The 13,116-nt window shown below is 71.5% G+C and carries 12 protein-coding genes; 3 read left to right on the top strand and 9 right to left on the bottom strand.

Translation table 11 applies throughout. The annotated features are described in order from the left end of the window. Window positions 1-5 precede the first annotated feature (5 nt). From ABGB21_RS31920 to ABGB21_RS31905, 4 genes are all read right to left on the bottom strand, one after another. Window positions 6-761, bottom strand: coding sequence for a LytTR family DNA-binding domain-containing protein (locus ABGB21_RS31920; RefSeq protein ID WP_347654488.1), 756 nt, complete (start codon window positions 759-761; stop codon window positions 6-8). A gap of 76 nt (window positions 762-837) precedes the next feature. Further along, window positions 838-2,055, bottom strand: a complete 1,218-nt coding sequence (locus ABGB21_RS31915) for a histidine kinase (protein WP_347654489.1) — start codon at window positions 2,053-2,055, stop codon at window positions 838-840. 74 nt (window positions 2,056-2,129) lie between these two features. Next, the gene (locus ABGB21_RS31910) at window positions 2,130-3,641 is read right to left on the bottom strand and encodes a sugar transferase (RefSeq protein ID WP_347654593.1); all 1,512 of its coding nucleotides are present in this window, start codon (window positions 3,639-3,641) and stop codon (window positions 2,130-2,132) included. A 384-nt stretch (window positions 3,642-4,025) separates the two neighbouring features. Continuing rightward, a complete protein-coding gene (locus ABGB21_RS31905) occupies window positions 4,026-4,898 on the bottom strand; it encodes a DNA-formamidopyrimidine glycosylase family protein (RefSeq protein WP_347654490.1) in 873 nt (290 codons plus the stop codon). 89 nt (window positions 4,899-4,987) lie between these two features. On the opposite strand from ABGB21_RS31905, the gene ABGB21_RS31900 reads away from it, so the two are divergent. Next, window positions 4,988-6,178, top strand: coding sequence for a glycosyltransferase (locus tag ABGB21_RS31900; RefSeq protein WP_347680944.1), 1,191 nt, complete (start codon window positions 4,988-4,990; stop codon window positions 6,176-6,178). Between the two features lie 33 nt (window positions 6,179-6,211). Here the strand turns inward: ABGB21_RS31900 and ABGB21_RS31895 are convergent, their stop codons facing one another. The 5 genes from ABGB21_RS31895 to ABGB21_RS31875 form a co-directional block, all read right to left on the bottom strand. Beyond that, the gene (locus ABGB21_RS31895) at window positions 6,212-6,937 is read right to left on the bottom strand and encodes a CDP-alcohol phosphatidyltransferase family protein (protein ID WP_347680997.1); all 726 of its coding nucleotides are present in this window, start codon (window positions 6,935-6,937) and stop codon (window positions 6,212-6,214) included. Continuing rightward, the gene (locus ABGB21_RS31890) at window positions 6,921-7,988 is read right to left on the bottom strand and encodes an iron-containing alcohol dehydrogenase family protein (protein WP_347680942.1); all 1,068 of its coding nucleotides are present in this window, start codon (window positions 7,986-7,988) and stop codon (window positions 6,921-6,923) included. The genes ABGB21_RS31895 and ABGB21_RS31890 overlap by 17 nt, the downstream gene beginning before the upstream one ends. Continuing rightward, on the bottom strand, window positions 7,976-8,707 hold the full coding sequence (locus ABGB21_RS31885; protein WP_347654493.1) for a phosphocholine cytidylyltransferase family protein: 732 nt from the start codon (window positions 8,705-8,707) through the stop codon (window positions 7,976-7,978). Before ABGB21_RS31885 ends, ABGB21_RS31890 begins: the two co-directional genes overlap by 13 nt. 145 nt (window positions 8,708-8,852) lie before the next feature. Further along, window positions 8,853-9,677 carry a hypothetical protein gene (locus ABGB21_RS31880; RefSeq protein WP_347680940.1) on the bottom strand — a complete coding sequence of 275 codons (825 nt, stop codon included), beginning with the start codon at window positions 9,675-9,677 and terminating at the stop codon, window positions 8,853-8,855. 56 nt (window positions 9,678-9,733) lie between these two features. Continuing rightward, window positions 9,734-10,189, bottom strand: a complete 456-nt coding sequence (locus ABGB21_RS31875; RefSeq protein WP_347680938.1) for an NUDIX domain-containing protein — start codon at window positions 10,187-10,189, stop codon at window positions 9,734-9,736. Window positions 10,190-10,360: 171 nt separating this feature from the next. Here ABGB21_RS31875 and ABGB21_RS31870 point away from each other — a divergent pair, with 171 nt between their 5' ends. After that, window positions 10,361-11,455, top strand: coding sequence for a PLP-dependent aminotransferase family protein (locus ABGB21_RS31870; protein ID WP_347680936.1), 1,095 nt, complete (start codon window positions 10,361-10,363; stop codon window positions 11,453-11,455). A 408-nt stretch (window positions 11,456-11,863) separates the two neighbouring features. Continuing rightward, window positions 11,864-13,015, top strand: a complete 1,152-nt coding sequence (corA, locus tag ABGB21_RS31865) for a magnesium/cobalt transporter CorA (protein ID WP_347680934.1) — start codon at window positions 11,864-11,866, stop codon at window positions 13,013-13,015. Window positions 13,016-13,116: the final 101 nt, after the last annotated feature.

Raw genomic sequence — 13,116 nt, 5'->3', positions numbered from 1 at the left:
CCCGCTCAGCGGTTCCAGTCCTGCTTGGCGGCTCGGACCAGCTTGTCCTTCAGCTCCCGGGTGTGCCGTCGGCTGACCGGCAGTTCGGTCTCGTCGATCACCACGACGTAGCCGGAGTTGGTCAGCCGCAGTTCGGCGATGAGCCGGAGCTGGACCAGGTACGACCGGTGGATCCGGACGAACCCGGCGTCCGCCCACCGTTCGGCGAGGGTGGCCAGCGGCACCCGGACCAGGTGGGAGCCGTCGGCGGTGTGCAGGCGGGCGTAGTCACCCTGCGCCTCCACCCAGCGCACCGCCGAGCGGGGCAGCATCCGGGTGGTGCCGGCCAGCTCCACCGGGATCGTGGGATCCGGCTCGGAGCGGGCCAACGCCGCCGGATGGGTCGGCACCACCCGGGCACCGACCACCCGACGCAGCGACTCGGCCAACCGTTCGGCCCGCACCGGTTTGCGTACGTAGTCGGTGGCGCCCAGGTCGAAGGCGTCGACCGCCCCGTCGTCGTACGCGGTGACGAAGACGATCGCCGGCGGCCGGGCGAACCGGCGCAGTACCCGGGCCAGTTCCATGCCGTCGAGTCCGGGCATCCGGATGTCGAGGAAGACCACGTCGACGTCGGCGTCCCGGAGCAGGCGCAACGCCTCGGTGGCGTCGGAGGCGGTGTGCAGCCGGGAGACACGTGGATCGGCCCGCAGGTGGTACGCCAACTCGTCGAGGGCCGGCGGTTCGTCGTCCACCGCCAGCACCCGCAGGAAACCGGTCATGTATGAACCTCTCGTTCGCGACTGCGGGGCTCGCTTCGCTCACTCCTCGCGCTCAGGGTGCCTGCGCCCTCCTCGGTCACGCGCTCGCCCGGACGTGGCGGTGGAACTTCGGCACCCGCATGCTCACCTTGGTCCCGGAGCCGAGGCCGGTCTCCACGACCAGCCCGAACTGGTCACCGAAGACCGACCGGAGCCGTTCGTCCACGTTGGAGAGCCCGACGTGCTGGCCGGAGTCGTCGCCGGTGTCGGCGGCGGCCTCGGCGACCCCGGCGGCGAGCACCGCCGGATCCATCCCGACCCCGTCGTCCTCGACCATGATGTGGCACTCCGCCCCGGCGTCCCGCGCCTCGATGCTGAGCATCCCCACCCCCGGCTTGCGGGACAGCCCGTGCCGGACGGCGTTCTCGACAAGCGGCTGCAGACAGAGGAACGGCAGGCTGACCGGCAGCACCTCGGGAGCGATCTGCAGCCGTACCTGCAGCCGGTCGCCGAACCGGGCCCGTTCGATGGTCAGGTAGCGGTCGATCGACCGCAACTCCTCGGCGAGCGTGGTGAACTCGCCGTGCGCCCGGAACGAGTAGCGGGTGAACTCGGCGAACTCCAGGATCAGCTCCCGCGCCCGTTCCGGGTCGGTCCGGACGAACGAGCCGATCGCGGTCAGCGCGTTGTAGATGAAGTGCGGGCTGATCTGGGCGCGCAGTGCGCGTACCTCGGCCCGGGCCAGCCGTTCCCGGGACGAGTCCAGTTCGGCGAGGGCGAGCTGGGTGCCGGCCCAGTGTGCGGTCTCCAGCGCGGCCTGGACCAGGCCGGGTGCCGGCTGGTCGTCGACGATCGCGACCATCGCCCCGGCGGCCCGGCCGTCGGGGCCGGCCAGCGGCGCCAGCACCGCGCCCCGGACCGGGCAGTCGACCCGGTCGCAGCGCAGCTCGGCCTCACCGAGTACCGACGAACGGCCGGTGTTGATCGTCTGTGCCGCGGCGGCCCGCAGCTGGTCGCCGTGGTGTCCACCCCGGCCGTCGAGCGCCAGGATCCGGTCGTGGTCGGCCAGCGCCAACCCGGCGGAGCCGACCAGGGTACGCAGGTGGCGTACCGCCTTCGCGGCGCTGGCCGGAGTCAGCCCGGTCCGCAGCGGCTCGGCGGCCAAACCGGCGGTGTGCAGGACCTCGTAGGTGGCGCGCTGGGTGGCGGTGGCGATGCCCCGCCGGGCGAGCAGTCGGACGACGGCGAAGAGCGCGGCGCCCAGCGCGCTGATCATCGCGACCACGGCGACCGCCGTGGACAGGTTCGGCCCCACGCAGAGATCCTGACCGTTCCGACCCGGTTCGCCAACCCCCGGATCCGCCGACCGCCCACGGGCGGCCGGTCGGATCAGTACGCGCCCTTGCGGGCCAGTACGACCCCGATGGTGCGCCAGAGGATGCTGAGGTCGTACGCCAGCGACCAGTTGTCGACGTAGTAGAGGTCGAGCCGGACCGCCTCGTCCCAGGAGAGGTCGGAGCGTCCGGAGACCTGCCAGAGGCCGGTGATCCCGGGACGGACCAGCAGTCGGCGTCGTACGTCGCCGAGGAAGTCACCGTCGTCGGCGGGCAGCGGCCTGGGGCCGACCAGGGACATCTCGCCCCAGAGCACGTTGATCAACTGCGGCAGCTCGTCCAGTGAACTGGCCCGGAGAAAGCGGCCGGCCGGGAAGACCCGGGGATCATTCTTGATCTTGAACAGCATGCCGTCGGTCTCGTTCTGGTCGACCAGACTGGCGAGCCGCTGCTCCGCGTCGACGTACATGGTCCGGAACTTCCAGACCCGGAACGTCCGGCCCTCGTGCCCGACCCGGGGCTGCCGGAAGAAGACCGGTCCGGGGTCGGAGATCCGGATCGCCAGCGCGATCGCGACGAACAGCGGCAGGAGCAGCAGCAGCCCGAACCCGGCCGCGCACCGGTCCAGCAGGTTCTTGGCCAGCAGCGCCGGACCGGAGAGCGTCGGCTCCTCGACGTGCAGCAGCGGCAGACCCTCGATCGGCCGGATGTGCACCCGGGGACCGGCGATGTCGGTCAACTGCGGCGCCACGATCAGGTCGACGCCGGAACCCTCCAGCTGCCAGGCGATCCGGCGCAGCTCACCCGGCTCGGTGCTGGCCGAACCGCAGACCGCGATCGTGTCGGCGCCGACCTCGCGGACCAGCGACAGGATGTCCCGGCCGGCGTACACCGGGATCGGGGTCTGGATGCCCCGGGCCGCCGCGTAGCCGTCGGTCAGGTGGATCGCCACCGGGACGAGCCCGGCGGACGGGCTGCGGCTGACCGCGGTGTAGACCTCCAACGCCTCCGGCAGGGTGCCGATCAGCACCATCCGCTGGGTGGCGGTGCCGCCGTGCCGGCGGACCGTGTGCAGCACGATCCGGGCCAGGTAGCGGGCGAGCAGGATCAGCAGCAGCGTGCCGAGCAGCGCGGTGCCGACCGTGTACCGGGACAGGTCGGTCTTGGTGGCGAAGGCGAGGAAGGAGACACTCGCCGCGACCGCCACCGCAGCCCGGGTCACCCGTTTGAACTCGTCGGTGCCGAGCCCGAGATAACGCCGGTCGTACGCGCCGTTGGCCCAGAGGATGACCAGCCAGCCCAGCGGAAGCAGCAGGTAGGAGACGGTGTGGAACCAGGTGGGGTCCTTGTCCGCGTCGCGGAAGCCGGACGCCGCCTGGTCGAACCACTGGATCGCGATCCAGCTGGCCAGCACCGCCGCCCCGAAGTCGAGCAGCAGCAGCACCGCGACGTAGGGGCGGTGCCAGCGGGACACCCGGCGTCGGGCCCGGGCCCACGCGGAGCGTGGCACACCGTTGGGCTGCGGCGCGGTCGGCGGCTGGATCTCGAAGCTGTCGACATGCCGCAGCGCGCCGGGCTGGCCCGTGCCGCCTATCGGGCGCTGGAGGCTTGTCGTCACCTCAGCCACGTCCTCCCGCATGACACGTGCCGCCCATTCGCCATAAGGGCTCGGGTCGCCCACCGTCACAGTCTCTCCCATGCAGGCCCCACGGGGACGCCGACCCGAGGGACAGTACGCCGCCCGCTCCGCCAGCAACGAGAGCCGACCGCCTCGAAAGCGGAGTCGCAGACCGGGCCACTATACCGATGGACAGGCGTGACGGTAGAGCCCGGAGGTGGCCGGTTCATTGCCAGCTGGGCGTTTTTGACCCCGGTTGCGGCCCGGGACTACTCAACGTACAAGCAGAATCGCGCAGCGGCCAGGTGCCGCCCTCCGGTGGCGACGCGACGGTCAGCGGACGAGTCGGGACAGCCGTCGGTCGGCCAGCGGCTTGCCGCCGGTCTGGCAGGTCGGGCAGTACTGCAGGCTGGAGTCGGCGAACGACACCTCACGGATGGTGTCGCCACAGACCGGACAGGGCAGCCCGGTCCGGTTGTGCACCCGCAGCCCGGCCCGCTTCTCGCCCTTCAGTTCCGCCGCCCGCTGTCCCAGCGACCGGGTCACCGCGTCGGTGAGCACCTCCCGGGTCGCGCCGTACAACACCGCCAACTGGTCGTCGGTGAGCCGGTTGGTCAGCGCGAACGGCGACAGCTTCGCCGCGTGCAGGATCTCGTCCGAGTACGCGTTGCCGACCCCGGCCAGCACCTCCTGGTCGGTCAGCACCCCCTTCAGCTGCCCCCGGCGACCCCGCAGCCGCGCGGCGAAGGTCGGCAGGTCGACCGCGAGCACGTCCGGGCCGAGCCGCCCCACCCCGGGCACCGCCTGCGGATCGGTCACCAGGTACGCGGCCAGCCGTTTCTGCGTACCGGCCTCGGTCAGGTCGAAACCGGACCCGTCGTCGAGGCGTACCCGCAGCGCGATCGGGCCCTTGCCCGGCTTCAGCGGCACCCCGGAGTTGAACGACTCCCGGTAGTGCAGCCAGCCCGCCCGGGACAGGTGCACCACCAGGTGCAACTCGTCCCCCGCATCGTCGTCGAGTCGTACGTCGAGGAACTTGCCGTGCCGGCCGGCGTCCACGACGGTCCGCCCCGCCACGGCCGACGGCGACGGGTCGTACGTCTTCAGGGCGCTGATCGCGGCGACCTCGATCCGGTCGACCCGACGCCCGACCGCCCGCTCGCGCAGGTAGCCGGCGAGGGCCTCCACCTCCGGTAACTCAGGCACGAGATAAAAGGTAGCGTTCAATCCCGCGGACGCGACCCTCACGCGCCCGCAACAGGTGCGGCCAGACCGCGGATAAGGGGCGAATCGGCGTGCGGGTGATCGTTGCGCACAACCGGTACCGGGAGGCACAGCCGTCCGGCGAGAACACCATCGTCGACCAGGAGATCGGCCAGCTCCGCGCGGCCGGGGTGGAGGTGTTCCCCTTCCTGCGCTCCTCCGACGAGATCGCCCGGTTCTCCACCGCCGACAAGGCGCTGCTGCCGCTCTCGCCGATCTACTCGCCCCGGGCCCAGCAGGACCTGAGCCGGCTGATCACCGAGCACCGCCCGGACGTGCTGCACCTGCACAACCCGTACCCGCTGCTCTCGCCCTGGGTGGTCCGGACCGCGCACAAACACCGGGTTCCGGTGGTGCAGACCGTGCACAACTACCGGCAGGTCTGCTCCTCCGGGCTCTACTTCCGGGACGGCCGGATCTGCCAGGACTGCCGGGGCCGGGCGCTGGGCGTGCCGGCGATCGTGCACCGCTGCTACCGGGGGTCCCGGGCCCAGAGCGCACTGATGGCGACCACCCTCGCCATACACCGGCCGACCTGGCGCTCGGTGGACCGCTACATCGCGCTGACCTCCGGCATCGCCAACCACCTCCGGGACTACGGCATCCCGGAGGACCGGATCGTGGTCAAGCCGAACGGCATCCCGGACCCCGGGGCACCATCACCGCTCGGCGACGGTTTCCTCTTCTTCGGCCGGCTCTCCCCGGAGAAGGGCGTCGGGCTGCTGCTGGACGCCTGGCGCCGGCACCCGGACGGCGCGCTCGGGCCGCTGCGTATCGCTGGCGACGGTGAACTGCGCCCGCTGGTCGAGGAGGCCGCCGCGCAGCGCGCCGACGTCGAGTTCCTCGGCCCGCTGGACCGGGCCGGGGTGGCCGCCGCGCTGCGGTCCGCCGCCGTGGTGCTGACCGTGCCGACCTGGCACGACGTCCTGCCGACGGTGGTGATCGAGGCGCTGGCCGCCGGTCGCCCGGTGCTCGGCACCGCGCTCGGCGGCATCCCGTACCTGGTCGGCGCCGACGAGCCCGCCGCCACGACCGGGGCCGGACTGACCACCGGTGAGGCCGGCTGGCTCGTGCCACCGGACCCGGCCGCGCTCGCCGCCGCACTGCCCACCGTCCGGGCCGCCGCCGCCACCGTCGCCCCGCACGCCCGGGCCCGCTACCAGCGCACCTTCCACCCGGACGTGGTCACCGGCCAGCTCCTCGACATCTACGCCAAGATGTGAGGCGCATACACCAGTGTGTGAGGCGAGCCCGGCTCAGCGCAGCGAGGCGCGGGCGGAGAAGGTGATGCTGGCCAGCAGGAAGCCGCCGTTGACGAGGGTGAAGACGGCGATCAGCCAGATCGTCCAGGACGGTACGAGGGTCAGCACCAGCCCGGCCACGAAGATCACCGCCCCGTAGTCCCGGACCAGCTTGGCCAGCCGGACCGGCAGCGAGGTCGAGGTGACCATGCTGGCCGCGTTCGGACCGGCCTGCATCACCGAGGTCACCAGGTTGACCATCCAGGTGCCGGCGAAGGCCGCGATCAACCAGATCGGGGTCGACGGGCGCTGCGCCAGCGCGGTCGCCGACAGGGCGGTGACCAGGGCGATCTGCGCCGCCACGTCGCAGAGCACGTCGACCCGGGCGCCCGCCGCGCTGCCCTTGCCGGTGACCCGGGCCAGTTGCCCGTCCGCGCAGTCCAGGGCGTACGCCAACTGCCAGCCGACCAGCGCGACCAGCCCGACCACCCAGGCCGGTACGGACCCGGCGGCGACCCGGTCGGCCAGGGCCACCACGGTCGCCGAGACGGCCAGCCCGAGCAGCAGGTTGGCGATGGTGAGCGCGGTCGGCGGCAGCCCCAGCCGGTGCGCGGCCACCGACAGGCCGGCGCCGATCCGCTGGCTGAGCGCCTCGCTGAACAGCCCACCGCCCCGGTTGACCCGGTAGAAGTCGGCGGCGGTCGGCGCGGGGGTCAACGCGGGCTCAGCCGAGCTGTTCACGGATTGCATCGACGTAGTTTGCCAGCCGTTCACCAATCACGTCCTGGGGGAGGTCGAGGTGTTCAAGGATCGTGTACCGACCGGGGCGGGTACAGGGTGCGTGGTGCACCGCCGCGACGAAGTTGTCGTCGGTCAGCCCCAGGTCGGCGGGGGTGGTGGCCAGCCCGTGCCGGTGCAGGCAGGAGGCCAGCTGGGCGAACCGTTCGAGGTCACCCCGGAGGTACGTGCAGAAGAGCGCGCCGAGCCCGACCTGCTCGCCGTGCGAGCCGGTGCCCGGGTACAGCTCGTCGATGGCGTGCGAGATCTCGTGGCAGCCGCCGCTGGCCGGCCGGCTCGACCCGCTCACCGACATCGCCAGTCCGCCCAGGATCAGCGCCTCGGCGAGCGCGGTCAGGAAACCGTCGTCGGTGATTTTGCCGGGGTGGTTGACCAGTGCCTCCGCCCCGGTCCGGGCCAGCGTGACGGCCAGGCCGTCGATCGGCTCGGCGCGTACCCGGTGGGCGAGTTCCCAGTCCGCGACCGCGTTCAGGTTGCTGATCGCGTCCCCGATCCCGGCCTGGGTCTGCCGGTCCGGGCCGTTCTCCACGAAGTCGAGGTCGACCACGACGGCGATCGGGATCTGCACCCCGTACGAGCCCTTGCCGCCCTCGTGGTCCAGGGAGGCGACCGGGGAGGCGATCCCGTCGTTGGCCAGGCTGGTCGCCACGCTCACCATCGGCAGGGCGTACCGGGAGGCGGCGTACTTGGCGGTGTCGATGGTCTTGCCGCCGCCGATCCCGACCACCGCGTCGTAGTTGCGGCGGCGCAGCCGCTCCCCGAGTTCCAGCGCCGCGTCGAGGGTGCCGCCGGTCACGGTGAAGACGTCGGCCCGGCCCAACCCCGGCCGGCACAGCTCGGCGATCCGTTCGCCCTGCCCGGGGCCGACCACCACGGCCACCTCGCCACCGGCGGAGATCCGCCGGTCGGCCAGCAGTGGCCCGAGGTCGGCGACCGCCCCCCGGCGTACGTCGATGGCCAGCGGGGTGTTGACGGTACGGGCTAGTAGCGGCATGCGATCTCCCGGGCCCGGGCGAGGTCGTCGTGGTTGTCGACCTCGACCCAGGAGACGTCGCCGATCGGCGCCGCCCGCACCTCGCCACCGGAGTCGGCGTACTCCTGGTAGCCGTCCTCGTAGTAGAGGTTCGGGTCGCGCCGCCAGGTCGTCTCCAGCGCGTCGGCGAGGTCGGCGGCGACCTGCGGTTCGATCAGGGTGGCGCCGATGTACTCCCCGTACGCCTGCGCCGGGTCCATCTCCTTGGTGATCCGGGTGAGCTGGCCGGCGGAGTCGAAGACGGTCTTCATCTCCTCGTCGGCCAGCTTCTTCAGCGTGTCGACCGCGAGCAGGATGCCGGGGCCACGCTGGGCGAGCAGGGTCCGTTCCACGCTGACCGGGTGCACGGTGTCCCCGTTGACCAGCAGGGCGCCCTGGGCGAAGTGGTCCCGGGCCAGCCAGAGCGAGTACGCGTTGTTCCACTCCTCGGCCCGGTCGTTGTGCACCAGGGTGAGTTTGACCCCGTACCGGTCCTGCAGCGCGGTCTGCCGGGCCCGGACCGCCTCGGCGGCGTACCCGACCACCACGGTGACGTCGGTCAACCCGACCTCGGCGAGGTTGCGCAGCGCGATGTCGAGGATCGTCGTCTCGCCGTCGACCGGGACGAGTGCCTTCGGAAGGCTGTCCGTGTACGGGCGCAGTCTCCGCCCGGCGCCCGCGGCGAGCACCAAACCGATCATTCGTCGATCCTCCTCACGACAGCCGCCACCGCAGGGAGGATAGCGCCGTGTGACGGGAGAGCGAATTCCCGGCAAACGCGAGGACAACCCGGGTTGGTACGAATGTCGATGCCGGTGCCGGATGTCCCGGTCGGGCGGGATGTGCTCAGCCGGGCAGTGTGGCCAGGTCGGCGAGGAGTCGCAGCCGCTCCGGCGGGGTGAGTACGGCGTACGGGCCGGCCGCCCGCCGGTCGGTTTCCCACTCGATGGCGAGCCGTTCCGCCCCCGGGGCGAGCGCCACGATGCTCCGGGCGGTGTGTCCGGCCGCCTGCCAGGCGGCGGCGTGCGCGTCGGCCCGGTGGTAGCGCAGCGTGCCGAGCCGGTTGAGCAGCAGCACCCCGGGCGGGGTGCCGTCCGGCTCGTACGGCGGTGCCATCGCCCCGAAGGCGCCGTTTTCGCGGTCCGGTCCGTCGAGGGCGGCGTCTCCGTGGTCCGGTCTGTCGAGGGCGGCGTCTCCGTGGTCCGGTCCGTTGAGGGCGGCGGTGAGCAGTCGACCGACGATCCCGGCCAGCCGCTGCACCCGTTCGGTGTGCCCGGACCAGATCTCCTCGGTGACCCGGGCGTGCAGCTGGTACAGCTCGGTCAGGAACGCGCGGCCGCGTTCGGTGGCGCAGATCCCGCCGTCGTCCTGTCGGTGGATCATCCCGTGGGCGACCTGTTTGTCCAGCTGGCGCTGGCATTCGGCGGGGTCGGCGTAGCGGGTCAGGGCGGCCAGTTGTCGGCCGCTGACGGTTCCGCCGGGGGCGGCCAGCCGGGTCCGGAAGTCGACCAGGAAACCGATCGCGGACGGGCCGCCGTAGCGCTGCCGCAGTTCGGGGCCGCCGCGGCTGCCGGTGGCGGCCATCGCGGCCCGGAAGACCCGGTCGACGGCCGGCCAGACCAGCCCGGCCGCCTGGTGCGGGGCGAGCGGCACGCGCTCCGGTGCCGGCACCGGGAGGTCCGTCGCGGTGTGCGGACCCACCGCCCATTCGGGCACGGGGTACGGGTTCACAGGCCGATGAGCCGTAGGGCGCGGAAGCCGTCCTCGGCGATCTGCCGGATCACCCCGTCGCCGGGCTGCCGGTGCTCGTCGAGAATCTCAATCTCGGCCTCGGTGAGCCACCGGAACTCGGTGTGCTTGCCGGGTTCGAGTCGGGGCCGGGACAGATCACCGTCGACCCGGACCAGGAAGTCGGTCTCGATCCGGTCGATACCGTCGGTGCCGGTGTAGGTGTATTCGCCGACCAGGCCGAGCACCAGGGAGACGTGCCAGCCGGTCTCCTCGGTCACCTCGCGGAACAGCGCCTCCTCGACGGTCTCGCCCGCTTCGAGGTGGCCGCCGACGATGTCCCAGGTGTTGGGGAAGAGTTTCCGGTGGGGGGACCGCCGCTGGAAGAAGATCCGGCCGTCGTCGTCGACGACGAGTGCTCCGGCGCAGCGCAGGGGTTCGGACTCGGTGGGCACCCGTCGAGATTAGTTCCCGTCTCCGGGGGCGCGCCGGGTCGGCGGTTACCGGCCGGTCGCCGCCGGTCGGCCGGTCCGGTCCGCCGGTGTCGCCGGGGGTCGGCTGCTCAGGATTCGGACATTGCCATGCCTGCGCCCCTGACGCGGAAGGCGCCCGTACGCTGGGTAGTCATGACTGTCGAGCAGCTGATCTCGTTCGCCCGTGGTGCGCCGTCGCTGGACATTGTCGACATCGACGGGCTGAAGGCGGCCGCCGGACGGGCCTTCGACGCCGACCCGGCCGGCATCACCGGGTACGGCACCTCCGTCGGATACCCACCGTTGCGCAAGTGGATCGCGGAGAAGCACGGGGTTGACGTCGACCAGGTGCTGGTCACCAACGGCTCGCTGCAGGCCGACGCGTTTCTCTTCCAGCACCTCGTCTCGCCGGGTGACGCGGTGGTGGTGGAGCGGCCGACGTACGACCGGACGCTGCTGAACCTGCAGCGGATGGGGAGCAAGGTGCACGCGGTCACCATCGAGCCGGACGGCATCGACACCGGGGAGCTGGCGAACCTGCTGGGTTCGGGGCTGCGGCCGAAGTTGGCGCACATCATCCCGAACTTCCAGAACCCGGCCGGGGTGACCCTGTCGCTGGAGAAGCGGCGGGCGCTGATCGAGCTGGCCGCCGAGTACAACTTCACGATCTTCGAGGACGACCCGTACGCCGACGTCCGGTTCCGGGGTGAGCCGCTGCCGTCGATGTTGACCCTGGACGACGGGGACAACGTGGTGCACGCCTCCAGCTTCACCAAGACGATCTGCCCCGGGGTACGGGTCGGCTACCTGGTCGGGCCGGCGGGCCTGATCGCCGACATCGCGAAGCAGGCGACGAACCTCTACATCTCGCCGGGGATGGTGGCGCAGGCGATCGTGTACCAGTTCTGCGTCTCCGGGGACGTCGACCGGTCGATCCGCAAGGTCAGCGCGGCGCTCGGCGAGCGGGCGACGGCGTTGGCCGGCGCGCTGCGACGGGAGATTCCGGATGTCCGGTTCACCGAACCGAACGGCGGCTACTTCCTCTGGATCGAGCTGCCGGAGGACGTGCACGCGGACGAGCTGGTGCCGGCGGCGACCGAGCGGGGCGTGACCGTGGTGAAGGGTGGTGACTTCCTGCCCGAGGGTGGGGAGCACTCGCTGCGGTTGGCGTACTCGGCGGTGACGCCGGAGCAGATCGACGAGGGTGTGCGCCGGCTCGCCGACGCGGTCCGGGCGGTACGTGGCTAGGGCGGGTCGCGGGTAGGCGGCTCCCGGCCACTGGCTGGCGACCAGCTCATAGCGGATGAATGACACAGCTGGGCACTTCTGTCGGATAGTCGACAAAAGTGCCCAGCTGACGTTCCGGGGTTCCCTACGGACGGGTAAGCGGCCCACAATGCTGCGAGCGCTACTCGCGTCAAGGTCGAGAGCTGGCGTCGACGGGTGTGCCCCGGATCGGCGGTCAGCGGATCGACCGGGCGGGAGTGGCGTCGGAGACAATACCCCCGCCCCCCAGAGGCGCCGGGTGGGCCGTCCGCACCTCACCCCCCGACGTGGACGGTCCACCCGGCGCCGACCCCGCGAGGTTTCGGTCCGGTCGCTTCGGCGGCGTACGCTGCAACGCGCACTGAACTGCGGCGGAGGGGGGTGTTGATCATGTCGGATCGGATTGATCACGATCAGGCGCCAACCAACGGACGTGGCCGGTCGAGATCCCGTGCCTGGACCGCCCCGGTCCGGGCGGTCAGTCGGATGCTCAACACCGAGGTGGCCCAGCAGCGGACCCCGGTGGCCCAGACCCGGAGCGGACACGGCGGCGTGGTCGACTGCGCCCTCTACGTCGACGGGGTACGCCAGGCCGGGCAGTGGCACCACGCCGAGGCGCTGGAAGCCGCCCGACAGCAGTCCGACGCCTTCGTCTGGGTGGGGCTGCACGAGCCGAGCCTGACCGAGATGGCCGGCATCGCCGAGACGTACAGGCTGCACGAACTGGCGGTCGAGGACGCGGTCAAGGCCGAGCAGCGCCCCAAACTCGAACAGTTCGGTGAGGTCAGCTTCCTGGTGCTGCGTACCGTCCGGTATGTCCGGCACGGTGAGCTGACCGAGAACACCGACGTGATCGAGACCGGTCAGGTGATGCTCTTCATCGGGCCGGATTTCGTGATCAGCGTCCGGCACGGTGACGCCTGCCGGCTCGCCGCGGTCCGCTCCGACCTCGAATCCCGGCAGGAGATCCTCCGGCAGGGCCCGTGGGCGGTGGCGTACGCGGTGATGGACCGGGTGGTGGACATCTACCTCGAGGTGACCGACCGGGTCGGTGACGACCTGGACGTGCTGGAGAGCGAGGTCTTCGCCCGGCAGGCCCACGGCCGGATCCAGCGGATCTACCAGATGAAGCGGGAACTGGTCGAGTTCAAGCGTGCCGTCGTGCCGTTGCAGCGTCCGCTGATGACGCTGACCGGACAGTTGAACCGCGAGGTGCCGAAGGAGATCCGGAAGTACTTCCGGGACGTGCAGGACCATCTGACCCGAACCGTCGAGCAGGTCGCCTCCTACGACGACCTGCTGAACTCGATCCTGCAGGCGCGGCTGGCCCAGGTGACGGTCGACCAGAACAACGACATGCGCAAGATCGCCGCCTGGGCCGCCATCGCCGCGGTCTGGACCGCCATCGCCGGGATCTACGGGATGAACTTCGAGTTCATGCCGGAGACCAAGTGGAAGTACGGCTATCCGGTCGTGTTCACCCTGATGCTGGCGATCTCGATCGGCCTCTACCGCTGGTTCCGGCGCAACCGCTGGCTCTGACCACCGGCTCTGCCGGCCGGGCACCGTAGCCGCCGGCGCTGCCGCTGGCTCCGGCTCTCTCAACCTGGCGCCGTGGGTGTCGGTTCTGCGGCTGGCTTCGG

Source organism: Plantactinospora sp. B24E8, from assembly GCF_039871735.1.
Classification (GTDB): Bacteria; Actinomycetota; Actinomycetes; order Mycobacteriales; family Micromonosporaceae; genus Plantactinospora.
Note: the sequence above shows the minus strand (reverse complement) of the source record. Positions and strands in the feature narration are given on the sequence as shown.

Excerpts from the sequence above, each read along its gene's own strand:
- ABGB21_RS31920 (WP_347654488.1), bottom strand. The coding sequence starts at position 761 with ATGACCGGTTTCCTGCGGGTGCTGGCGGTGGACGACGAACCGCCGGCC.
- ABGB21_RS31890 (WP_347680942.1), bottom strand. The coding sequence starts at position 7,988 with ATGCCGCTACTAGCCCGTACCGTCAACACCCCGCTGGCCATCGACGTA.
- ABGB21_RS31885 (WP_347654493.1), bottom strand. The coding sequence starts at position 8,707 with ATGATCGGTTTGGTGCTCGCCGCGGGCGCCGGGCGGAGACTGCGCCCG.
- ABGB21_RS31870 (WP_347680936.1), top strand. The coding sequence starts at position 10,361 with ATGACTGTCGAGCAGCTGATCTCGTTCGCCCGTGGTGCGCCGTCGCTG.
- corA (WP_347680934.1), top strand. The coding sequence starts at position 11,864 with ATGTCGGATCGGATTGATCACGATCAGGCGCCAACCAACGGACGTGGC.